This is a genomic window from Aeoliella straminimaris (genome assembly GCF_024054565.1).
Lineage (GTDB): Bacteria > Planctomycetota > Planctomycetia > Pirellulales > Lacipirellulaceae > Aeoliella > Aeoliella straminimaris.
Map to the genome: position 1 here is coordinate 85,300 of NZ_JAMXLR010000092.1, position 21,237 is coordinate 106,536.

The following is a 21,237-nucleotide window of genomic DNA, read 5'->3' on the forward strand; positions in this document are numbered from 1 at the left end:
GTGCCATTCCACGAGGTCGCACATTCTCCTAGATTCGTTCCCAAACTGCTACTCCTCATGCGGCTCGAAGTACACGCCTTGCTGAAAACCATGCGCACTGAAGAACCCGTCGTGATGCGGTCCGACTAGCTTGCGAACCGAGTGGGGCTCCATCTCTGGTCCCGCCGCCCACGGGATAGCGATCTCCAAGGGTACATCGTACAGGCTGAAGCTGTCTCTGCGGTCCGTGGCGACCAGAACGTAGTGCCCTGGCATCATCGATAGTCCACTTCTTCCGTCGATAGCTTCGCGAATCGGACAACGAAAGATCGTCGGCGGCCGCAACAGCAACTCCGGCGCGTCTTCAATCGCGACTTCGTACGTCACGTGTTGCTCGAGGTTCGACTGTTCGATGAAAGGGAGAATCTCGATGGTCCAGCCGCCAACTTTGTTTGCCTGGTTGGGGGCGGGCAGCCTCTTATGTGCCTGGGCGTACGCCGCAACGGCTAGATTCAGTTGATGCAGGTTGTTCTTGCAGACCGCTTCCCGCGCACTGCGGCGCGCGGACTGCACCGCTGGTACTAACAGTCCAATGAGCGCGGCGACGATGACCAGCACGACGAGCATTTCCACCAGCGTCAATGCACGTCTGTTCGCCATGGCACGGTTGACTCTTTCATTTGGGCGTTGGAGCAAGCTAATCGTCTCCGCCCTCAGTAGACGTATTCTGCTTCTCTCGGATTGCGATACACCAATCAATTTCGCGGTAAGTGCCTAACTCGCACTCTTCCTGCACTTGCTGGCGCAGCCGATCATAGTCCGCATGAGTCGGTACGACTCCCTTAATCCTGACCCAAAGCCCCTTTTGGTGCCGTGCCGTGGCGTCGAGGCGACCGAATGCAGGGTCGGTAGCAAACAATCTCGCCAGTTCGGTTTCGGCGGCCCGCTCTTCTGCATGGTCGTCGATAGAGATCTGGACGTTCCAATTCCAATGGCCTGGAAATGCAAAAAAGACCGTGACGATCACCGTTGTTACGGTCAGCGCCCCCAGTTGCAGTTTGTTTGTCCGATTGTCTGAAAATGCCCGGTAAAAAAGCACGGCGAGCATCGACGCCACGATGGCGTAGACCACACCGACTCCGCGTCCCAGCAGGTAATCACCGCGAGTGTAGGCCGCGAGGATGGACGAGAAGAGAAATATAACAACGAGCATCGTCCGTATGCTAAACCGAAAAGGTGCTTCCTTCATTCTCTAGCCCCCAGCCCCCAGCCCCTCGCCCCTCAACTATGCATCCGGGGCAACTCTTCCCCCTCTTCCATGATAGCCGCTTCGGCGTCGTAGAGTTCCTCGAGCCGCGCCAAAACTTCTGCTTCCGGCGCAAAGTGCTTGGCGAGCCGCGTGTAGGTCGTGTGGTGGCGGGCTTCGGATTCGAACAGGCTTTGGTAGAACTCGGCCAGTTCCTTGTCGTCTACGTGCTCGGCCAGTTTCTGGAACCGCTCGCAGCTCCGGGCTTCGATCAGGCCGGCCACAAGTAACCGGTCGACTGCCTTGTGGGGTTCGCCGGTACGGACCAGGTCGTTGAGCTTGCGGCCGTAGGAGGAGGGTTTGAGGCGGCGGAACTTCACGCCGCGGCGCGCGAGCAGGTCGACCACCATGTGAAAGTGCTCGAGTTCTTCGCCCACGATTTCGGTCATCTCGCGGCACAGCTCGAGGTCCTCGACGTAGGCGAACATCAGGTTGAGCGCCGTGCCGGCCGCTTTCTTCTCGCAGTGGGCGTGGTCGATCAGGATGTCGTCGAGGTTCGAGTCGACTTGCGCGAACCACCGCGGTCCCGTCTCGCTTTTCAGGTGAAGCATATGGTGTGTTGGAGAGGTTTGAAAACAGTCGGAGTAGTTCAGGTTCCCTCTCCCCGTCCCGGGTGAGGGACGGGGAGAGGGAACTTTCAGCCTTCGATCACGCTCTGGGCGAAGCTGGCGTATTTGGCTTCGAGGTCTTTGGCCATGCTGTCGGGGAACAGGTGGTAGTCGCCCGTGCTCAACGCCGCGATGATGCCCTCGCCCACCAGGGTTGGTGGCTCGGCGATGTCTTTGAGGCCGGCCTCTTCGCCCATGTCGGTGTCGATCGGCCCGGGGTGGACGCTCAGTACCTGCGTGCCTTGGTCTGCAAGCACCACCTTGAGGGCCTGCGTGATGGAATAGGCCGCGGCCTTCGAGGCGCAGTACGTAGCGAACGCAGGGAACGACCGCATCGAGGCGATCGAGTTGAGCTGCACAAACGCGCCGCCGCCATTGGCCTTCAGCACTGGCGCGAACGCCTGGGCCATTCGCAGCAAGCCGTAGACGTTCACTTCCATTTCGGTCTGCAGGGCGTCGATGGCGGTCGGATCCAATGGGTCGGCCGTCTTCAGCACGCCTGCGTTGTTCACCACCAGGTGGACGTCGCTGGCCTCGTCCGCGGCCGCCTTGATACTTTCGGCATCGGTCAGATCGATTCGCACGGGAGCGACTTTGGAACCATGCGCGTCGACTAGCGGATCGGCCGAGTCGATCTGTCGTACGGCCGCGTAAACTTTCTGCGCTCCCGCCGCGAGCAGTTGGTCGACAATCGTCCGCCCGATGCCACGATTCGCGCCAGTTACTAGCGCGACGCAACCTTCAACATTGAACCCCATGATTTTCTATTGCTCCGGAAGGTACACTTGCTCACCGCATCCATTCTATCGCGGAAGCATGCAGTTGGGCTACAGGCTCAGGCGTCGGCAGTCGCCCAGTAGCCGCCACGGGCGTGGTCGTACATTGCTTCGGTGCCGGGCTGCGAAGCGACAATTTGTCCTTCGCGGTACACTTCGTGGCCCATCACCCAGGTTCGCACCGGCCAGCCGGTAAGCTCGAGGCCATGCCAGGGACTCCAGCCGCACTTGGTCAGTTGGTTCTCGTTCAGTACCGCGAGGGTCTTGTTCATATCGACCAGCACCAGGTCGGCGTCGTAGCCCGTGGCGATGCGCCCCTTGTCCACGATGTCCCACACCCGGGCCGGGGCGTCGCACATCCAGTGCACCACTTGTTCGATGGTGCAGCGACCTTGGTTCACTTCGTTCAATAGCAAGGCGAGCGAGTTCTCCACCGCCGGCAGCCCCGAGGGCGATTGCGGGTAGGGTTGCTGCTTTTCTTCCAGCGTATGCGGTGCATGGTCGGTCGCCACCACTTGCAGGCGGCCATCCAACAGGGCCTGCCATACCGCGGCGTTGTCCTCTTTGGTTTTGAGCGACGGATTCATCTGCACGAGCGTGCCCAGCCGCGGGTAGTCATCGATGTTGAAGAAGAGGTGGTGCGGGCAGGCCTCACCGGTCACCAGGTTGTGATGATCGGCCAGCAATTCGCACTCGCCGGCCGTCGAAACGTGTAGCACGTGGAATCGATGCTGGTGCCGCACCGCGAGGTCCATCGCCCGCCGGGTGGCGATCATGGCGGCCTGGTGATCGCGGATGCGGCTGTGATCGGCGATGTCGCTGGTGGTGCCGATCCGCTCGCGGTTGGCGCGGACGGTCGACTCGTCTTCACAGTGCGCTGTGAGCGGCAAAGTGGTCTCGGCGAAGATCCGCTCCAGGGCCTCCTGCTCGTCGACCAGCAGGTCTCCCGTGCTCGAGCCGATGAAGATCTTGATGCCGGGCGTACGGGTGGCGGTTTTCAGCACCTCGATATTCTCGGGCGTGGCGCCGATGTAGAAGCCGTAGTTAACGATGGAGTTGGCCGCTCCCAGACGTAGTTTGTCCTCCAAGAGCTCTTGTGTAATTGCGTTCGGCACCGTGTTGGGCATTTCGAGGAACGTGGTGACGCCACCTTTGGCGCAGGCCCGCGAGGCGTGCGCCAGGTCCTCCTTGTGCGTCAGGCCCGGTTCGCGAAAGTGTACCTGGTCGTCAATGACGCCGGGTATCAGGTGCAGGCCCGCCGCGTCGATGGTTTCGTCCACGGCTACTTGAGCCGCAGAGTCGATGTCTGCAATCTTTGCGCCGTCGACCACCACGTCGACTTGCGCTATCCCATCCGGCAGCACCACCAGAGCGTTTTTGATTCGAGTTCGCAAGGTTTCGGGTTCCTGTTGTTTCTTTGTGGAGTGGGTGGCTGGGGTCGAGCTCCGCGAGCCCCCAGACTTTGAATGACTGGGGGCTCGCATGACTCGACCCCAGCCACCCTTGTGTGTATTGGTGTTGCTATTCACGGCCAACGTCGTACCATCAAGGGCGTTGGCCGATTTTCACTTTGACGGAGCGACTTTGACGATGTCCGATTCTCCTACCCGCATGCTGGTCATTGCCCCGCATCCGGACGACGAAATCCTGGGCGTAGGCGGCACGATGGCCCGGTTCACTGCCGCCGGGGGCGAACTGACGGTGCTCACCGTGGCGGCTCACATGCCTCCGTTGTATCCCAAGAGCGTGCACGAGCAAACCGTCGCCGAAGCACACCAGGCCCACGCCGTGGTTGGCGCCAAGCGGTCGGTGTTTCTCGATTACCCTGCCGCGCTGATGGACGATGTGCGCGTGCCCGAGTTCAACGGCCGCATCATGGACCTGGTGGAACAAGTGCGGCCGCACGTGCTGCTGATCCCGTACCCCGATCGGCACGTAGATCATCGGCAGATCTTCGAAGCGGCCATGGTCTGCTCGCGGCCGGTCGGTGTGGGCCGCGGTATCGGGCTGGTGGCCGCTTACGAGACGATCAGCGAAACGCATTGGAACGCCCCGCACATCGAACCGAACTTCACACCCAACTGGGTGGTCGACATCTCCGACTCGATTGAAACGAAGCTCGAAGCGATGGCCTGCTACGAAAGCCAGGTCCACGCGTTCCCTCAGCCTCGATCAGTCGAAGCCCTGAAGGCCCTGGCCCTGTTCCGCGGCAGCCAGGCCGGCTTCGGCTACGGCGAAGCGTTTCATATTGTCCGGATGACAACGCCGCCAGAATTCTTGGGTGGCTAGCGTAGCTGTCCCCTCTCCCCGACGCGGGTGAGGGACGGGGGGAGGGGACTGCGGCAGTGTATTAGTTCCGCCGACGCGACACCAGTCGCACGCCAACCAAGCCCACCAGCAGCAACGTCACGCTTGTCGGCTCAGGAACGACAGTGACAGACGTCACGGTAGCCGTTGCTCCGGGCAGAGCCCAAGCCAGATCGCAAAACGCGCAATCCTGACTCCACGTCCACGATCCAGTTTCAGATGGGAGGTCGATTTCAAGTTCGAAATCGGTCGTCCATCCGAAGCCGGAATTGAAATCTATTGTTAAATCCGTCGTCGATGCAAGAAGCACATTGGTCGGTAGTTCCTCGGCGGCCGATGGTCCATCCACCGTGTGATCAACGGTTTCCAAGTCGTCGGTTGCGGAGAAGCCAAAAGTCCAGAGACCCTGGTCGGCATTCACGGACAAGAGGCCGGAGTAGTCAACTGGATATCCACCCTCGGGATACCCCATTCCGTCGAAGACTATCCCAGGTCTAGGTTCATCGACAGTGAAGAGTGTGGTTCCACTGATAATCTGTCCTTCCAGAACATATGTCTGGCCGGTTGCAATTGAATTCAAGCCGATGAGTACGGCGACGGAAGCAATCAAGCGCATGGCGAGGTGTCCTGCTGGCACTCTTGGTGCATGAACGATTCGGCGCTCAGTTTAGTGTCCACAAAGATTGGCCGATACATCGAATTCGCCGTGCATTTGCGTCATAAGAAGGCATGATAGCACGGTGGAGTGTCAACTTGTGTGCCTGCTTCTCTTCCGCCACTCCCGTGCAAACAGTACCACCAGCGTCACGCCCGTGATCGGGATCACGAACCACAGCATCGCGGCGCCGAAGGTGTGTTGGGCGTCGTGATCCGTGGCGGCGAGGATCAAATACGTGGTGTAGGCGATGTAGTAGCCCAATAGCAGTGCGCCCTCCCAGCGGGAGATTGCCATGCCGGTGAAGAAAATCGGTAGGCACGCCACGGCCACGGCGGTCATCACCGGCAGGTCGAACGCGAGCACCGAGGGTTGCACCGGTATTCCCGTTGGCGACACCAGGGCGGCCGCGCCCAGCACGCAGAGTAGGTTGAACAAGTTGCTGCCCACAATGTTGCCCACAGCGATGTCTCGCTCGCCACGCAGTGAGGCCACCACCGAAGTGACGACCTCGGGCAGTGAGGTGCCAGCCGCCACGATCGTCAGTCCGATCACCAGGTTACTGACCTGCATTGCGGTGGCGATCGTCACCGCACTCTTCACCAAAAGCCGCGAACCAACCACCAATAGCACGAATCCCACCACGGCCAGCACGATCGACCAGACGATGCTGCTGGACCGAGAGGTCTCGGGTGGCTTGTCTCGCTGAGTTCTGGAAAAGTATAGCAGGAGGCCCGTGTAAATCAGGATGCCGGAAAAGAGGATCGCCCCATCGACACGGTTAAGCATGCCGTCCCAGGCGAGCGCAATGGTAAGCAGCGAGACACCGATCATGACGGGCACGTCTAACCGCACCAGTTGCGACGAGACCACGAGCGGCGAAATGGCGGCCGAGAGCCCGAGAATAAACAGCACGTTGAAGGTGTTGCTGCCAATCACGTTGCCCAGCCCGACGTCGGCCTGGCCATCGAGCGCGGCTTTGACGCTGACGGCTAGTTCTGGCGAACTGGTGCCAAAGGCCACTACGGTAAGGCCAATTACCAGCGACGAAATGCCCATGGACGCGGCCAACTGGCTGGCGCCGCGGACGAGCAGTTCCGCGCCCAGAATCAAAATTGCCATCCCGGCTACTAGTTGCAACGCTGTCACGATGCGATTGTTCCTTCCACGCCAGCCAAAACGATAGTTGTCACGCGGTTCCTACGCATTTGGTCCAACTTTGCGCTTGAACTCTGTCAAGGCTTCGCGTTGTCCCGGCAGATCTTGGTGTTCGATGCGCACGATCTGACCGCTATTGTCCACCTCGACGAGTTGCTGGCACGCGAAGGTGAAAGTCTGGCCACTCTTGGTTAGCCGATCAAGGAAATGAATTAGCGCTTCCCGCTGGGTCAGCCTTTCGCAGCGGCTCTCGTAGGTTGCCGCGTCGAAGTCGCGTTGTACGCTTTCGCCGCTCTGGCGGTAAGTTTCGATGATCTCAGCGGGCCCGTGGTAACGAGTTCCGCGACAAGTATACTCGCAACCCGGGCTGAGCAGGGCCGCAGCCGCCGTGTAGTTTTCCGCATCGAGCGCACGAGCGAAGCGTTCGGCAGTTTCCAGGCTCGGGCTCATCTGCGTTGGTCCGATCGCTTGCCTTTTGGTTGCCGGACGACTACCGCACTACTGCGCTGGCAGAGTGCTACGCCATTGTGATCCGCACATTGACTATAGCGTGCGACCCATAGCAGTGTGTACCATGCTCGGTTGTCACGATTCGATATCTCTTAGGGACCGGCGATGATAGTATCCAAGAATCTCAGGTGGAAGTACATCTTCTTCTATGCGTGGAAGAGCATGCTTTACTTCCTGTGTCTGTCGATTGCCGTCTACTTTCTGCACCACAAGTTCTCATTTATCGACAAGTTGTCGGTTCCGTTCGAAGCCGTGGCGACGCTCAGCACGGCGCTGGCTATCTTTCTGGCCTTCAACAACAACTCCGCCTACGACCGCTGGTGGGAGGCCCGTAAGATCTGGGGCAAGCTGGTCAATTATAGTCGCGCGTGGGGACGTGAAGTGTTGACGCTTTCCATGGACCAGGAGGGGAGGCCGAATGAAGAACTTGCCTCCTGGCAGCGGGCGATGATCTATCGCCACATGGCTTTTGTGCATGGCCTTCGCGTGTTCCTCCGGCAGCGACACCCATACAACGGGATCGAACAGGAATTGATGGAGGCGCCCAACGACTACCAGCAAATCAAAGGCTTCCTCCCTCCGGAGGAGTTTGACGAGGTAATGAGCAAGAGGAATCCGCCCAACTATCTGCTGATGCTGCAGGGGCGTGACTTGCAGCATGCTTACGACAGGGGGTGGATTTCCGACTATCGGCTGGTCCGTCTGGACGAGACCTTGATTGAGTTCAACAACCATCAGGGCATGTGCGAAAGGATCAAGAATACGCCATTTCCGCGGCCCTATAGCTACTTCGGCCGGATGTTCGTCTTCATCCATGGCACGCTGGTGCCGTTTGCCTTTGTCGAAGAACTTGGCGTTTGGAACATTCCGCTGTCGCTTGCGATCAACTTCGTGTTCCTGTCGCTGGAGCAGATCGGTGCGCGAACCGAAGACCCGTTCGAGAATCGCCCTGGCGATACACCGCTCTCGGCCATCAGTCTGACGATCGAAGAGAATCTGAAGGAGATGCTCGGCGACACGAACCTGCCGACGAAGCTCGCACCGGTGGGTGGTGTGGTGTTGTAGCCTGCTGCGATGCTATTCGGTGCGAAACTCGCTGAGCTCCAGATCTTCGATCACCCGCTGCAACTTTGCTTCCAGCTTTGCCACTTTTTTACGCAGGCGATGCACCTCGTCTTCGGCCGAGTAACCCAGTTGCGAGCCGACACGCAGTTTGGGGGTGTCGAGCGAGTCGCAGACGATATCGATCTCGTCGAGACGCAGTACTCCGTTACCGGTTTGCAGCAGGGGACGTTTGTCGGAGTCAAAGTTCAACACGCGTCCTGGTATGCCCTGGATGTTGGCGTTTTCGACGATGGTCGCCTGCCACACGATGAGCTTCGCATTGCCCAGGTAGGTGTACGCACCGGGGAGGGGACGGGACGCCGCGCGGACCAATTGGGCGATGTCGGTGGCTGCTAGGCACCAGTCGATGTGGCCGTCGGCGGGAGTTCGTTTGCCAAGGTAACTGGCCTGGCTGTGGTCTTGCGGAGCCGGAGCCCACTCGCCAGCGTTCAGCCGCGGCAGCCACTGGCCGAGCGCTTCGCGGATCGATTGGTTTACTTTCTCTTCGATGTCGAAGGCGTAGTCGTCTGGCGAGACGTCGAACGGGTGTTGCGCCAAGATCGGCCCCGAGTCGGCGCCGGCGTCCATCAGAAAGAACGTTGCGGCGCCCCGCGCTTGCCCCAACGCGAGCCACGCAATGGGCGCTCGGCCGCGCCCTTCGGGCAACAACGTCGGGTGAAAGCCAACGCACCCCAAGCGAGGCAGGTTAAGTAACTCGTCAGCCACCAGTTGCGATAGCCCGACCACAAACAGCAGGTCGGGCTGCCACCGTTCGACTGCGGTCATGACCTCTGGAGAATTGATCTTCTCGAATCGCACGATGGGCACCTCGGCTCGGGCGGCGATGTCGGACAATTCGGCGAATCCGCTTACGTTTCGCGAAGCCGAGGGTGCGAGCTCCAACACACCCACCAGATTGCCGCCGGCGGCGACGATCGACTCCAACGCGGTCCGCGAAGTGTTGACGCTGCCGGCAAAGACGATTCGTGGGGCGGAATTCATGGTGGTCGGTGAGGGGGGCATTTGGCGTGAACTCGACCCATTGTCGGCAATCGCCTCGAAGGGTCAACGTCAGTCGGTGCAGTGCCCTCCACTCGCGGCTTCGGTAGTCGGCCGCAGAGAACGAAGGGTTCGAACAGGGGGCCGAAGATGTTTCGATATCGCGACGGGTTTGTGTTAATGCCTCGCGGTCTGCCTTCCATGTGGCAGATTTGCCACACAGATAGTGGTCTGCCTGTCTGCGGCCGACTGCAATCTTTCGGAACTCGGATGCGTTTACTGTCCCCCGCATCTTGGCACAGAAACGTAACCTACGCTTGATTGACCGACCAGATGCCCCCGGCCTGTGGGCGGTTACTTATCCACCACACTTTTCATCCGCCAATTTTTTCCGTTGGCCAGATTTCTGGCCCCGGGCCGCCCGACGCGGCCTCGCTTTTGGGGAAGCGATCCATGTCACGCAAACATCGTCCACGTCCCAAACGCCGCAGCAGCATAGAGTCGCTTGAATTGCGGCAATTGATGGCCGTCGATCCCTTCAATGGTCTGATGGATGCTGGCTTCAGTCAACATGGTACCTTGGACGAGTCTCCCGCTGTCACGGCGGACACCGAGTTTCCCCCCATCGAAGCGCACAGTTCCTTTCCCGAAATCTCCCAGCACGCGGATGTCGAGCCGACGCTCGACAGCGCGCACAACCTGACGGGGTTGGACACCGTGCGGGAGAACTTCGGTTTCTCCGGGACCGGGCAGACGGTTGTCGTCATCGATAGCGGAGTTGCCTACGATCACTACGCGTTGGGGGGCGGTTATGGTACCGGTTACCGCGTGGTCGGTGGTTGGGACTTTGCCGAAGGCGACTCGGATCCTTACGACGACGCACCCGATGGTTTTCATGGCACCCACGTGGCCGGCATCATTGGTAGTACCGGCGACCAATTGGGCAAGAACCAAGGCGTAGCCCCTGGGGTCGACCTGGTGGCGCTGCGGGTGTTCGACGATAGCGGCTATGGCCACTTTGGTTACGTGTCGAGCGCCCTGCAATGGGTAATCGACCACCACGACGACTTTGCCAACCCGATCACGGCGGTCAACCTGTCGCTGGGTACCGCCTTTAACGGCGACTCGCCACCGACCGGCTACAGCTATATTGAGAGCAAGTTTGACCAGCTTGAACAACTGGGCATCTTCATTTCGGTGTCGGCCGGTAACAGTTTCACGACAAACCAATCATTGGTGGACGCCGGAACTCATTACAACACGCCGGGGCTCAGCTATCCGGCTGCCAGCGATTACGTCGTGCCGGTGATGAGCGTCGACGACGGCGGCGCCCTGAGTTACTTCAGCCAGCGTCACTCCAGCGCCATTGCCGCGCCGGGACGATTCATTCGTAGCACCTTGCCCGATTTCGCCGGCAACAATAACGGGGTGGACGACGATTGGGGCAGTGCCTCGGGCACCAGCATGGCGTCGCCTTACGTGGCCGGCGCCAGCGTGATCATTCGCGAGGCAATGGAGTTGTTGGGCTACTCCACCATCACGCAGGACGTGATCTACGCCCATATGCGGGAGACAGCCGATACGTTTTACGATTCGGCCACCAGCCAGAGCTACCTGCGGCTGAACATGGAATCCGCCATTAACGCGTTGATGCCCGAAGACGACTACGGCGCGAGCGACTCGGCCCACGGGCTCGGTACGTTGGGAACCGGCACCACCCAAGTCAGCGGTATGATCTCGTCGCTGACCGACGGCGACTACTTCACGTTTACTGCGGGAGCGACAGGGGTCGCCACGTTCAGCGCAACGGAGAGTCACGAGCTGGATGTCGCCTGGGACTTTGGGGGCAATGTCGCCACACAGAGCGGCGAAAGTTGGACGATGAACGTCGTGGCAGGGCAGACCTACACCGTGGGACTCTCGACTTCCGGTGGTCTGGGCTACTACGACATGGATGTATCGATCGAGTCGTCGTTCACGTTCGTCGACTGGGGCAACATCGGCGGACAGCAGTCGCACAACGGCATGAACATCGCCGGCGAGGCCTGGTATCGCGTGGTGGCCGGACAATCCGGGTACGTCACGGCCCAGGCAGCCTTCGCCAATACCAGCGGCAACGTCGACCTCGCCCTGTACGATTCGAACATGCAGATGCTCGACCAGAGCACCACCACGGGCAATGGGGAACGGGTCGACCACCTGGCCACCGCGGGCGAAGAGTTCTACCTGTGCATTACAGGTACCAACTCCGACGTCGACGTGCGGTTGACGAACCTGGTGAACAAGATTGGCGGCCAGGTCGTTGCCAGTGGTACCAGTGCCAACGATACCTATAGTTTCACCGCTGGCAGCGTACACTCGTTATCCGTCAATGGCGTGAGCTATTCGTTCGATGGCGCCACGGTAACGAACTTCAGCATGAACGGCGGTGCCGGCAGCGACGCGATCACCTTTACCGGCAGTAGTGGCAACGATATGGCCACGGTAAGGGTCAACTGGACCAACCTGTCGGGTTCGGGCTACTCGGCCACGGCAGGCAGCATGGAATCGGTGGCGATCTACGCCAGTGGCGGCGACGACACCGCCAAGCTGTACGACACCGATGGCGATGAAACGCTGGTGGCGTACACCGACCATGTGACGCTCACTGGTACCGGCTTTCAGCATGAAGTGTATGGCTTCGACCGCACGTATACGTACGCATCGGGCGGAAACGACACTGCCACGCTGTACGACTCCGCCCTGCACGACAACTTTGCGGCCTGGGCCGATCGTGCGGTAATGCTCGGGACGGGCTTCTTCAACGACGTGCACAACTTCGACAGCGTCGTGGCGATCGCCAGCACTGGTGTCGACCGAGCAACGTTCTACGACAGCGCGGGCGATGATACCTACACCGCGTACAGCGACCGTACCGTCATGGTGGGTACGGGCTTTTCGAACGAAGGCCAAAACTTCGACGCCAGCCATGCCTACAGTACCGCTGGCAACGACGAGGCGTACTTCTACGACTCGGCCGGCAACGATCTGTACTACGGCTACAGCGACAAGGCCCTGATGCGGGGCACCGGCTATTACAATTCGGCCGACAACTTCCAGTTCACCGCCGCCTACGCCTCGTCGGGCATCGATAAGGCTTACTTCCTGGATTCGGCCGGCGACGATACGTACTATGGCTGGGCCGACCATGCTACGTACTCGGGAAGCGGTTTCCGGAACGAGGCCTACGACTTTGGTTACACGTTCGCCAGTTCAAGCGGTGGCAACGACCAGGCCATTATGTATGGCACTTCGGGCGACGATGTCTTCACCTGCTGGGACGAGCGGCAGGTGCTGACCGGAACCGATTACTTCCACGACGTTCGCTCCTTTGGCTACACCCTGGCCTACGGCGAGGGTGGCTACGACCGTGCCTACATGCATGGCACCGACAACGACGAAACCTACAATGGTTGGTCGGACCAGATCACGATGCAGGGCGCCAGCTTCCTGTACGATGGCCGTGGCTTCGAATACACTGCTGCCTTCGCCTACGGAGGCAACGACACCGCAACGTTCTACGACACCTCGGGCGACGATACCTACGCGTCGTGGGACTGGCGGGCCGTGATGCTGGGCAGTGGGTACTTCAACGACGCCCGCGACTTCGAAACGACGTACGCTCACGCCTCCGATGGCAACGACCGTGCGATCTTCCACGACTCGGCCGCCGACGACGACGTACATGCCGCAGCCTGGGGTGCGTACTGCACCAACGGCCTCTACTACAACGAAGCACGTGGCTTCGATCGCGTGGAAGCGTGGCGAGATCTGACGGGCAACGACGAAGCCAGTTCCGATTCGATCGACTACGTCTTCAAGCTCTACGGCGACTGGATCTCGGTTTAAGATCCGTCAATAGCCCGAACGCCAAGTGGTCGGTACGTGCTCCGTCGCTGCAGGGGGTTAGGCAGCGTGACGTGCCGCGCGATTGGTCTTTTCGAGCGTTTGTAGCGTTGTGCGGGCCACGCTGTCGACGTCCAGGCCGTGCACTTTGCGGAGGTAGTCCTGATTGCCGACCTCGGTAATGTACTGCGATGGCAGGCCGATTCGCTTGAAGGCGACACCCGGCACGCCCGCTTCCAGCAGCACCTCCGCCACGGCACCGCCGAGGCCTCCGAGGATGCTGTGCTCCTCGAGCGTAATGACCGCGCCGGTCTCTTCGGCGGCCGCCACGATGGCGTCGCTGTCCAAGGGCTTGATGGTGTGCATGCTCAGCACGCGTAGCTCGATGCCGGCGGTTTCTGCTAGTTGATTGGCCGCGGCGACGGCCGTGTGAAGCATCGCGCCGGTGGAAATGATGGTGCCGTCGGTGCCCTCGCGGGTGACGAGCGCCTTGCCGAGGTGCCAATCGATGGGTCCGGTGTGAACCGTTGGTTCGCCGGCTCGGCCGAGTCGCAAATACACCGGTCCAATGCCTTCGCCCACCTTGCGGGTGGCGGCCGTCGTTTCGGCCGGGTCGCCAGGTGCGAGCACGGTCATCTGGGGCAGCGATCGCAGGATGGCGATGTCTTCGGTGGCGTGGTGCGTCATGCCGAACGCGCCGTAGCTCATCCCGCCACCCACGGCTACCACGATCACATTCGCATTGTGGTACGCGGCGTCGTTGCGAATCTGTTCCAGCGGTCGCAGCGTGGGGAAGTTGGCAATCGAGTAGGTGAACACGATCCGCCCGGCGAGCGCCATACCGGTGGCGAGGCCCGTCATGTTCTGTTCGGCGACACCGGCATTGACGAACTGATCGGGGAACCGTTCGGCGAACTTCTGTACGACGCCAAATCCCAGGTCGCCCGTCACCAGGGTGATCCGCGGGTCGGCGTAGGCCAGATCGGTCAGCGTATCGATGAAAGTGGTTCTCATGCTACTTCCCCCAATTGCTCGAGCGCCGCGGTGTATTCCTCGCCACGTGGCGTGCGGTAGTGCCACAGCAGTTGATCTTCCATGAAATCGACGCCCTTGCCCTTGACGGTGTGGGCAATGACGCAAGTCGGCTTGCCTTGGGTGGTGGGCACCGCCTGCAGCGTGGTGGTTAGCTGGTCGATCGAGTGCCCGTCGACCTCGACGACTTGCCAACCAAACGCCTGCCATTTGTCGGTGAACGGTTCGAGCGGCAGCACCTCGTCCACGTGGCCGAGGCTTTGGATTTTGTTGTAATCGATGATGGCCACCAGGTTGTCGAGCTGGTGGTGCGGTGCGAACATAGCGGCTTCCCAGTTGGAGCCTTCGTCGCACTCGCCATCCGACAGCACGCAGAACACGCGGTACGGCTGCTGGTCGCGCTTCGCGGTGAGTGCCATCCCCACGGCGATGGGTAATCCGTGGCCCAACGAACCGGTGGAGACCTCGATGCCCGGGATACCCTTGGCCGTGGCGTGACCGGGCAGTCGGCCACCGTTCTGAAAGAACGACTCGAGCCACTCCAGCGGGAAGAAGCCACTTTCGGCCAGCACCGAGTAGAGCGCGCCGCAGGCGTGACCCTTGCTCAGCACAAAACGGTCGCGGTTGGGGGCCTCGGGGTGTGTGGGGTCGACGTTCATCACGCCGCCGTAGAGCACGGAGAGGATCTCGGCCATCGATAGCGAGCTACCCACATGGCAACTGCCGGCGCGATTGGCCATCTTCACCGCGTGCACGCGGATGCGGCGGGCCAGTTCGGCCAATTCTTCTTTGGGTTTCATCGTTGGACCTCCATGTCCAGTGCGCAGGACTACTTGCCGTAGAACCCACGGACTTGCTGCGAGATGTGCCTGACGTCGTCGTCCGAAAGCGCGAGGTTTAGCGGCAGCATCAACATCTTTTGAAACAGTGCGTCGGTATAGGGCAGCGTGGCGCTGACACCCAGTTCGGGGAACTGGTGCACGGCCTTGCCGCCCCATTGAATGAGCGTGCCGATACCTTGTTCGGCCAGGTGGGCTTTGAGTCCGTCCCGCCGCTCGGCTTCAATTTCATAATTCTGGAAGATGTCGAACCGGTCGGGATCTTCATCCGGGCCCACGGGAAGTGTGAGCTCCGTCAAGTCGCCAAGCTCTTGTTGGTACAGCCTGGCAATCTGCCGCCGGCGCTCGATAGCCTGGTCGTAGGTCTTGAGCTTGAAGTTGAGGAAGGCCGCTTGCAGGTTATCGAGCCGCGAATTCAGGCACCACGTCACCACGTCGCCCGACTCGTCGCGGCCGTGGTCGCGGAACAACTTCATCAGACGATAGGTTTCGTCGTCGCTGGTGAGCACCAGGCCGCCATCGCCCAGGCAGCCGAGCGTCTTGGCGGGGTAGAAGCTGATGGCGCTGGAGTGGCCGAACGTGCCGGCCGCGCGACCCTTGTAGCGGGCGCCAAACGCCTGGGCGGCGTCCTCGATGATCAGCAGATCGTATTCGTCTGCAATGGCCTGCAGGGCTTCCATGTCGGCCGTGCGGCCGTTGAGCTGCGTGGGCACGATGGCCTTGGTCCTTGGCGTTACCGCGGCGGCCACGCTGGCCGGGTCGATCAAGTGATCGGCGCCGCACTCCACCGCCACGGGCGTGGCACCCAGGAAGTGAATCGGCGCGGCCGTGGCAACCATCGTGTGGCTGGCGAAGATCACCTCGTCGCCCGGTCCAATGCCGGCGGCGCGCATACAGAGCAACAATCCATCGGTAGCATTGCCAACGCCCAGGGCGTACTTGGCGCCGACGTACTCTGCGGCACTCTGCTCGAACTCCTCGAGGTCGCGCTGCATAATGAACGCACCACGGCGTCCAACGTCTTTGAAAATCTCGACCAACTCGGCCTCGTCCGCCGCAAACAGGGCCGGATAGTCGAAGAAAGGAATCTTGCGAAGTGTGGTAGTACTCATCGTAGAACCTTGGCGGAACTTGGCGGGACAGGTGGCACTTAAGCGGCGGGACGATTCGTCTTGTCGCGGTGAATCTGCTCGGTGGCAACCAGCCGGGCCACACTGGCGCGGAGCTGTCGAAACGTGGGATAGCTTTTGATTTCCGCGGGCGTGTAACGCTTATGGACAATGCGAATCAGGGTCGCGGCGATGATCTTCAGGTCGCTGGCCAGCGAGCGATTCTCAAGGTAATAGAGTTGCAGTTGCAGTTTGCCGGGACGAATTACCTTCTCATAAGCGTCATCGGGATCGGGCGCGCCGGCCAGCACGCCTCCTTCATCGCTGTTCCAGATGGAAGCCCAATCGGTGATGCCGGGTCGCAGCGTGAGGATGCGGCGTTCGTTCCAATTGTATTTTTCCACCTTGTCGACCACTTCGGGCCGCGGACCCACGAGGCTCATCTCGCCGCGGACCACGTTGATCAACTGCGGAATTTCGTCGAGCTTGTACTTGCGGACGAAGCGGCCGCTGGGCGTGACGCGTGAGTCGTTACCCGCGGTGGTCGGGCCGCCGATCTTGTCGGCATTGGTGACCATCGAACGAAACTTCAGCATCTGGAACGGTATGCCACCCCGACCGGCACGTCGGCCGCGGTAGAACACAGGACCAGGCGAGTCTCGCTTGATCCACAGGGCGACAAACAACATGACAGGGGAGAGCAACAGCAGCCCAGTGCTGGCGGCTACAAAGTCGAACACGCGTTTGGACATTCCATTCGTCCTCAGGCAGCGGGGGTATGTACCTGGTCGGGCGCGTCGTGCGCCGACAGGTGAGACAAAGGATACAGGTAAACTCGCGACGCCTGACCGCGGTGGACTTCGGTGCGATGGGCGAGTACGGCGCCCACTGCTTCGTAAAAACGATGGGCCGACTCCTGGGCTTCGCCGGTGACGATCTTCATGTCGCGCAGGCCCCGCGCGTGCAGTTCCTGGGTGAGACGATCGAACAGCGAGACGCCGACACCCCGCCGCTGGAAGTCGCTCGAAACGCAGAAGTTCAGCACTTCGCTCGCTGGCAGGTCGAGTTGGGGAGTGCTCGCGGGGTAGCGCCAGGTTTCCCACACGTGCTTCATCCGCTCGATGGTCAGCAGTCGCGGCAGCGCGGCCAAACCGGCTTGCACGGCCTTGCGCCGCACGAAGTGGCGGTAAACCCGTCGCGTGTCGGTCGAACCGCAGATCATACCGGCCAACCGTTCGCCTTGCCGAGCCGTCAGAAGCACGGCGTCGTCGCAGGTGGCAATGGAGTCGTAGAGGTGAACTAGAAACCGCTGGCCGAGCGAGGTGAGAAAACCTGCAGAAATTTGTTCCGTGTGCAACCGCGCAATCGACACCGCGAGCGTCCGCGGCAGCGGGCCCGAATGCAGTTCGATCTGTAGCTCTGTCGGAGGCATGCACTTAGTGTTGGTTGAGCAATTGGGCTGCGCGTTGGGGGAAGTCGTGGCGGGTGCGGCGATGGGTGGGGAGCGAAACGATCTCGCTGGCACGTTGTTCGGCTTGCGGACAACTGCCCGGCTCGTAGCCCACCGCGCGCAGCTGGTCGCCTTCGAGGGGGTGTATCACGGTGCGGTACCATTCGGCAAGCTCGATTCGCTGCTGACGGGCTTCTGCTAGCAGCCGTGGCTTGTCGGTCACCCGCAAAGGATAGCGGGCGAAATAAGTGTCGGCTCCTGCTGGCAAGTTCGGATGCGCGATGGTCGACGAGCTGATCGCTTGGCGGTACGCGTCCGCCATCAGCCGTGAGTGCTGGCGGATGGCGGGCAGTTGCTGGCGGCCTGCGATGGCCCGGCGAGTCATCCGGTGCGACATCCGCAAGGAGAATTCAGGCGAGACCTCTTGTGACTGTTCGGCACTGCGAAAGTTGCCGGCTACCGCACCCAGGCGGCCCAACTGGTGGAACGCCTCGCGAACCCGCCAGTACCATTGCGGGCGATAAAGCAGGCCGAAGGCCAGGTATTGCAGTTCGAGCTGCAATTGCTTCTTGCGAGAGGGCAATTCGCACTGTTCGTACTCGGCAGCAAGTCGTTGGCGAAGCGCTGCGTCGCGGACCACCGCCTCGCCACCCAAACCGGCGACGACTGGTTTTCCCCACTCGAACGAGGTGAAGCTCGCCACGCCGAACGAGCCGAGTGGGTGACCATCGAGGGTGGTCCCCATGTCGTGGCAGCAGTCTTCCACCACGGCGAGCCCAGCTTCAGAGGCGATTTCCATGATCCGAGGCATCTCGGCCGGCGTGCCAAACGTATGCTGCACGACAATCGCCCGAGTGGCTGGGGTAATGGCGCGGGACAGGCTCTCTGCATCGACATTGAAACTGTCGCTGCCGATGTCGGCATACACGGGCGTGGCGCCAGTGGCCATCACGCCCTCGGGGACCGCTACGCAGGTAAAGGCCTGCACCGCAACCTCGTCGCCCGGTCCAATGCCAAGGCCCCGCAAGATGGCGGCGAGCGCCACGCGACCGCGAAAGTAGGTGAGCGGCATCGCGGCAGGAGTGTTCGCCGGTGGTGGCGAAGCATTCGCACTGGGGCGGCGGCCGCGACGATGGGGGGCCAGGGTCGAACTCATGCGGCCGCTCCTAGTTGTGGTTGCGTCGGCACGCCGGCAACACGCTCGAGCGAATCGCAAAAGTCGGTATACACCACCGGCGAGTTGAATCGCTCGAGAAACAACTGGCGACTACGTTCGCCCATTTCGGCATGATACTTTGGATCGTCGACGACAAATCCAATGGCGGTGGCCAGGCTCTCGGCGTCGCCCGCGTCGTAGTGAACGCCGCAGCGGTGCTCGCCCAATAAACTTGGAAGTTCGCCGGGAAGGCTGGTCACGATCGGCAGCCCGGCCGACATGTATTCGAAAGGCTTATTCGGCAAACTTTGCGGTGCGCCGGCGGTGTAAGTTGCCAGGCCAACCGAAGCCATCTCCAGCAGCGCCAGAATCGTGGGCTGCGTCACCCAGCCTAGCAATTTGACGCTGTCGAGATCCGCTGCCGCACGCCGCACGGCGGGCAGCTTGCTGCCAGCGCCGCAGATGACAAACTGAAACTTGCCAGGCGAACGCTGTTCCAGCAAACGGGCCGCACGCACGATGGTTTCGACGTCGTACATTCGCTCAATGAGGCCGGCGAACACGCACAGGAGTTTGTCGCCGCGAATACCGTGTGCCGCGAGGTCGGCTAACTGGGCATCGTGCTCCGATGGTTCGAGCTGGCGCCGGTGATACCCCAGCGGCACAACACGATCGTTCGAGGTTTGCGCGCGTCCGGCGTGCTTGAGTCCCCAGTCGAGGTACGACTGCGACACACCGTAGATGGCCGTCGCGCGCTGACATGCACTTCTCAGTTGCCTTCGCAGCGGAGTGAGTGCGAGCTCGCCCAGCGGTTGTAGCGACCGAGGCAGCAGGTGCAGGTAGATGTCGGGCCACAGATCGCGGACATCCAGCACCACAGGCACGTTGTGACGCTCCGCATAGTCAACCGCCACGGTGCACCACTCGAGTGATGGGATTCCGGTGACGATCAAGTCGGGGGGCGACTCGTGCTGTAGTCGTTCGGCAAGGCGCCGACCGAGGATGCTGTATGACTTCCAGCGTGCCAGGCTGGCGTTGCGAATATAGCCTGGCGAGTGGATGAATTCGATGGCGTAGCGGTCGTTCACGTCGACGCGGTGGTCGTGATTCCACCGCTGGCGTTTGCGAAAGTGTTGAAACGTGGGAGCCCAACGCAGCACTTGGTGGCCGCGATCAGCAAGCGCATTGGCCAGGTGACCGTAACGGAACAGCCGCGGGGTTTCATCCACGGGCAATTCCTCGCCGACATGCAGCAGCCAGACATTCATAATGGGGCGGGGCAGGGCAGGGGGGAGCGGAGCGACGGCGAAATATAGGAGAATTGCGCCTGCAGGCCAACATCGCTTATGCCGGCCAAAACCGCCCGGTGCTAGCAGCAGCGCGCAGGATCAAGCCACCTGAGCCATTGCCGCAGGGGCTGGCCGGGTGACGAACAACGAGTTCAATCGTGCAAGCGTGTCGAGCGACTTATCCGCGTACGGCTTGGCGAGGTCCAAATCGTCTTCGAGCAGCGACAACACGTGCGCATCGCACTCAGACTCGACCTGCTCGATCGCTTGACCGGCGCCGTCGAACAGCGCGAGGTAGTCGTCTTCGCGAAGGCGATTGACGTATCCGTAGCGATTGCCCGCAAGAGTTTGCCAATAGCCATCCGAGAAACGAAGAAAGTGTATCGGCGAGATCGACTGATCGGTGTGCGAGAAGTGGTCGCTGTGGTCGACGCGATGCAGCAGCAGTCCATCGGGCCGGACAATTCGGTTGGCTTCAGCAAAAATGGCGGCCAACACCTGCTGGGGAATGTGTTCGAGCACATTGCACGAGACGTGGAAGTCGATCGAATCGTCGGCCAGCGGTGTTCGCGCGGCGTCGCCCGGAGCGATGTAACGCGCGGCGATCAATTGGCAGAATTCCTCGGCACTCGTCGGGTGGGCAGCCAGCAACTGGGCAAACCGAGTGCGGTCGAACAACTCGGGAAGTGCGCCCGCAAACATCCCGGCCATGGCGTCGCGGTGCTGCCTCAGATAGGCCAGATCCTCCTGGACCAGTTCCATCCGCAGGTAGCGGTTGAGATCGACGGTAACTGTTTGCTCGGCGCCGAGCAACCACATGGCGATGGGCAAATTCAAGCGCCAGCCGGTGCCGACTTCAAAGAAGGTTGCCCCGACGGGGGAACGCCCCATCTGGACGATTCGCTCGCAAAGCTGGATGGCCACCTGCATGCGATTGGTGGGATCGATGCGATGCGGCCGCATCGCACCGAACCGCCGCTGCAGTTGGTAGTACAGCGGGTACGACAGGCGATCGGGCAATCGGGCGACGAGCGTTTGAATGCGGGCCTTGGTTTTCCAGTGCATGGCGTTTCGA

Annotated in this window: 20 protein-coding genes; 3 read left to right on the top strand and 17 right to left on the bottom strand. The window is 61.0% G+C overall.

Annotated features, from left to right (window positions below):
- Positions 1-48: 48 nt before the first annotated feature.
- The 5 genes from NG895_RS26200 to NG895_RS26220 all read right to left on the bottom strand — a co-directional run bounded on the left by NG895_RS26200 (position 49) and on the right by NG895_RS26220 (position 4,063).
- Positions 49-639, bottom strand: a complete 591-nt coding sequence (locus tag NG895_RS26200; protein ID WP_252855520.1) for a DUF1559 family PulG-like putative transporter — start codon at positions 637-639, stop codon at positions 49-51.
- 37 nt (positions 640-676) lie between these two features.
- Positions 677-1,192, bottom strand: coding sequence for a hypothetical protein (locus NG895_RS26205; RefSeq protein ID WP_252855521.1), 516 nt, complete (start codon positions 1,190-1,192; stop codon positions 677-679).
- A gap of 68 nt (positions 1,193-1,260) precedes the next feature.
- Positions 1,261-1,836 carry a MiaE family protein gene (locus NG895_RS26210; RefSeq protein WP_252855522.1) on the bottom strand — a complete coding sequence of 192 codons (576 nt, stop codon included), beginning with the start codon at positions 1,834-1,836 and terminating at the stop codon, positions 1,261-1,263.
- Positions 1,837-1,922: 86 nt separating this feature from the next.
- On the bottom strand, positions 1,923-2,651 hold the full coding sequence (locus tag NG895_RS26215; protein ID WP_252855523.1) for an SDR family oxidoreductase: 729 nt from the start codon (positions 2,649-2,651) through the stop codon (positions 1,923-1,925).
- A 77-nt stretch (positions 2,652-2,728) separates the two neighbouring features.
- Entirely contained in the window at positions 2,729-4,063 is a 1,335-nt protein-coding gene (locus tag NG895_RS26220; RefSeq protein WP_252855524.1) for a dihydroorotase, read from the bottom strand.
- A gap of 88 nt (positions 4,064-4,151) precedes the next feature.
- Here NG895_RS26220 and NG895_RS26225 point away from each other — a divergent pair, with 88 nt between their 5' ends.
- Positions 4,152-4,958, top strand: a complete 807-nt coding sequence (locus tag NG895_RS26225) for a PIG-L deacetylase family protein (RefSeq protein WP_252855525.1) — start codon at positions 4,152-4,154, stop codon at positions 4,956-4,958.
- A gap of 61 nt (positions 4,959-5,019) precedes the next feature.
- Here NG895_RS26225 and NG895_RS26230 read toward each other — a convergent pair whose 3' ends face one another.
- From NG895_RS26230 to NG895_RS26240, 3 genes are all read right to left on the bottom strand, one after another.
- Positions 5,020-5,592: a hypothetical protein gene (locus NG895_RS26230; RefSeq protein WP_252855526.1), complete on the bottom strand. Its 573-nt coding sequence runs from the start codon at positions 5,590-5,592 to the stop codon at positions 5,020-5,022.
- 132 nt (positions 5,593-5,724) lie between these two features.
- A complete protein-coding gene (locus NG895_RS26235; protein ID WP_252855527.1) occupies positions 5,725-6,753 on the bottom strand; it encodes a calcium/sodium antiporter in 1,029 nt (342 codons plus the stop codon).
- Positions 6,754-6,831: 78 nt separating this feature from the next.
- Positions 6,832-7,239: a nuclear transport factor 2-like protein gene (locus NG895_RS26240; protein WP_252855528.1), complete on the bottom strand. Its 408-nt coding sequence runs from the start codon at positions 7,237-7,239 to the stop codon at positions 6,832-6,834.
- 165 nt (positions 7,240-7,404) lie between these two features.
- Here NG895_RS26240 and NG895_RS26245 point away from each other — a divergent pair, with 165 nt between their 5' ends.
- Positions 7,405-8,364 carry a bestrophin family protein gene (locus tag NG895_RS26245; RefSeq protein WP_252855529.1) on the top strand — a complete coding sequence of 320 codons (960 nt, stop codon included), beginning with the start codon at positions 7,405-7,407 and terminating at the stop codon, positions 8,362-8,364.
- Between the two features lie 12 nt (positions 8,365-8,376).
- Here the strand turns inward: NG895_RS26245 and NG895_RS26250 are convergent, their stop codons facing one another.
- Positions 8,377-9,405, bottom strand: a complete 1,029-nt coding sequence (locus NG895_RS26250) for a methionyl-tRNA formyltransferase (protein WP_252855530.1) — start codon at positions 9,403-9,405, stop codon at positions 8,377-8,379.
- A 450-nt stretch (positions 9,406-9,855) separates the two neighbouring features.
- Between NG895_RS26250 and NG895_RS26255 the strand changes: the two genes are divergently transcribed.
- Positions 9,856-13,290, top strand: a complete 3,435-nt coding sequence (locus NG895_RS26255) for a S8 family peptidase (RefSeq protein ID WP_252855531.1) — start codon at positions 9,856-9,858, stop codon at positions 13,288-13,290.
- A 57-nt stretch (positions 13,291-13,347) separates the two neighbouring features.
- Here the strand turns inward: NG895_RS26255 and NG895_RS26260 are convergent, their stop codons facing one another.
- The 8 genes from NG895_RS26260 to NG895_RS26295 form a co-directional block, all read right to left on the bottom strand.
- Complete coding sequence (locus NG895_RS26260; RefSeq protein WP_252855532.1) at positions 13,348-14,301, bottom strand: transketolase family protein; 954 nt, start codon at positions 14,299-14,301, stop codon at positions 13,348-13,350.
- Positions 14,298-15,119, bottom strand: coding sequence for a transketolase (locus NG895_RS26265; RefSeq protein ID WP_252855533.1), 822 nt, complete (start codon positions 15,117-15,119; stop codon positions 14,298-14,300). The genes NG895_RS26260 and NG895_RS26265 overlap by 4 nt, the downstream gene beginning before the upstream one ends.
- 29 nt (positions 15,120-15,148) lie before the next feature.
- A complete protein-coding gene (locus NG895_RS26270; protein ID WP_252855534.1) occupies positions 15,149-16,270 on the bottom strand; it encodes a DegT/DnrJ/EryC1/StrS family aminotransferase in 1,122 nt (373 codons plus the stop codon).
- Positions 16,271-16,308: 38 nt separating this feature from the next.
- Complete coding sequence (locus tag NG895_RS26275) at positions 16,309-17,019, bottom strand: sugar transferase (RefSeq protein WP_252855535.1); 711 nt, start codon at positions 17,017-17,019, stop codon at positions 16,309-16,311.
- Positions 17,020-17,030: 11 nt separating this feature from the next.
- The gene (locus NG895_RS26280; protein ID WP_252855536.1) at positions 17,031-17,699 is read right to left on the bottom strand and encodes a GNAT family N-acetyltransferase; all 669 of its coding nucleotides are present in this window, start codon (positions 17,697-17,699) and stop codon (positions 17,031-17,033) included.
- Positions 17,700-17,703: 4 nt separating this feature from the next.
- Positions 17,704-18,873 carry a DegT/DnrJ/EryC1/StrS family aminotransferase gene (locus tag NG895_RS26285; protein WP_252855537.1) on the bottom strand — a complete coding sequence of 390 codons (1,170 nt, stop codon included), beginning with the start codon at positions 18,871-18,873 and terminating at the stop codon, positions 17,704-17,706.
- On the bottom strand, positions 18,870-20,141 hold the full coding sequence (locus tag NG895_RS26290; protein WP_252855538.1) for a glycosyltransferase family 4 protein: 1,272 nt from the start codon (positions 20,139-20,141) through the stop codon (positions 18,870-18,872). Before NG895_RS26290 ends, NG895_RS26285 begins: the two co-directional genes overlap by 4 nt.
- Positions 20,142-20,261: 120 nt before the next feature.
- A complete protein-coding gene (locus tag NG895_RS26295; RefSeq protein WP_252855539.1) occupies positions 20,262-21,227 on the bottom strand; it encodes a methyltransferase domain-containing protein in 966 nt (321 codons plus the stop codon).
- Between the last annotated feature and the right edge of the window lie 10 nt (positions 21,228-21,237).

Coding starts and splice junctions, on each gene's coding strand:
- NG895_RS26200 (WP_252855520.1), bottom strand. CDS start 639: ATGGCGAACAGACGTGCATTGACGCTGGTGGAAATGCTCGTCGTGCTG.
- NG895_RS26205 (WP_252855521.1), bottom strand. CDS start 1,192: ATGCTCGTTGTTATATTTCTCTTCTCGTCCATCCTCGCGGCCTACACT.
- NG895_RS26210 (WP_252855522.1), bottom strand. CDS start 1,836: ATGCTTCACCTGAAAAGCGAGACGGGACCGCGGTGGTTCGCGCAAGTC.
- NG895_RS26215 (WP_252855523.1), bottom strand. CDS start 2,651: ATGGGGTTCAATGTTGAAGGTTGCGTCGCGCTAGTAACTGGCGCGAAT.
- NG895_RS26225 (WP_252855525.1), top strand. CDS start 4,152: ATGACTCGACCCCAGCCACCCTTGTGTGTATTGGTGTTGCTATTCACG.
- NG895_RS26230 (WP_252855526.1), bottom strand. CDS start 5,592: ATGCGCTTGATTGCTTCCGTCGCCGTACTCATCGGCTTGAATTCAATT.
- NG895_RS26235 (WP_252855527.1), bottom strand. CDS start 6,753: ATGGCAATTTTGATTCTGGGCGCGGAACTGCTCGTCCGCGGCGCCAGC.
- NG895_RS26240 (WP_252855528.1), bottom strand. CDS start 7,239: ATGAGCCCGAGCCTGGAAACTGCCGAACGCTTCGCTCGTGCGCTCGAT.
- NG895_RS26245 (WP_252855529.1), top strand. CDS start 7,405: ATGATAGTATCCAAGAATCTCAGGTGGAAGTACATCTTCTTCTATGCG.
- NG895_RS26250 (WP_252855530.1), bottom strand. CDS start 9,405: ATGAATTCCGCCCCACGAATCGTCTTTGCCGGCAGCGTCAACACTTCG.
- NG895_RS26255 (WP_252855531.1), top strand. CDS start 9,856: ATGTCACGCAAACATCGTCCACGTCCCAAACGCCGCAGCAGCATAGAG.
- NG895_RS26260 (WP_252855532.1), bottom strand. CDS start 14,301: ATGAGAACCACTTTCATCGATACGCTGACCGATCTGGCCTACGCCGAC.
- NG895_RS26265 (WP_252855533.1), bottom strand. CDS start 15,119: ATGAAACCCAAAGAAGAATTGGCCGAACTGGCCCGCCGCATCCGCGTG.
- NG895_RS26270 (WP_252855534.1), bottom strand. CDS start 16,270: ATGAGTACTACCACACTTCGCAAGATTCCTTTCTTCGACTATCCGGCC.
- NG895_RS26275 (WP_252855535.1), bottom strand. CDS start 17,019: ATGTCCAAACGCGTGTTCGACTTTGTAGCCGCCAGCACTGGGCTGCTG.
- NG895_RS26280 (WP_252855536.1), bottom strand. CDS start 17,699: ATGCCTCCGACAGAGCTACAGATCGAACTGCATTCGGGCCCGCTGCCG.
- NG895_RS26285 (WP_252855537.1), bottom strand. CDS start 18,873: ATGAGTTCGACCCTGGCCCCCCATCGTCGCGGCCGCCGCCCCAGTGCG.
- NG895_RS26290 (WP_252855538.1), bottom strand. CDS start 20,141: ATGAATGTCTGGCTGCTGCATGTCGGCGAGGAATTGCCCGTGGATGAA.
- NG895_RS26295 (WP_252855539.1), bottom strand. CDS start 21,227: ATGCACTGGAAAACCAAGGCCCGCATTCAAACGCTCGTCGCCCGATTG.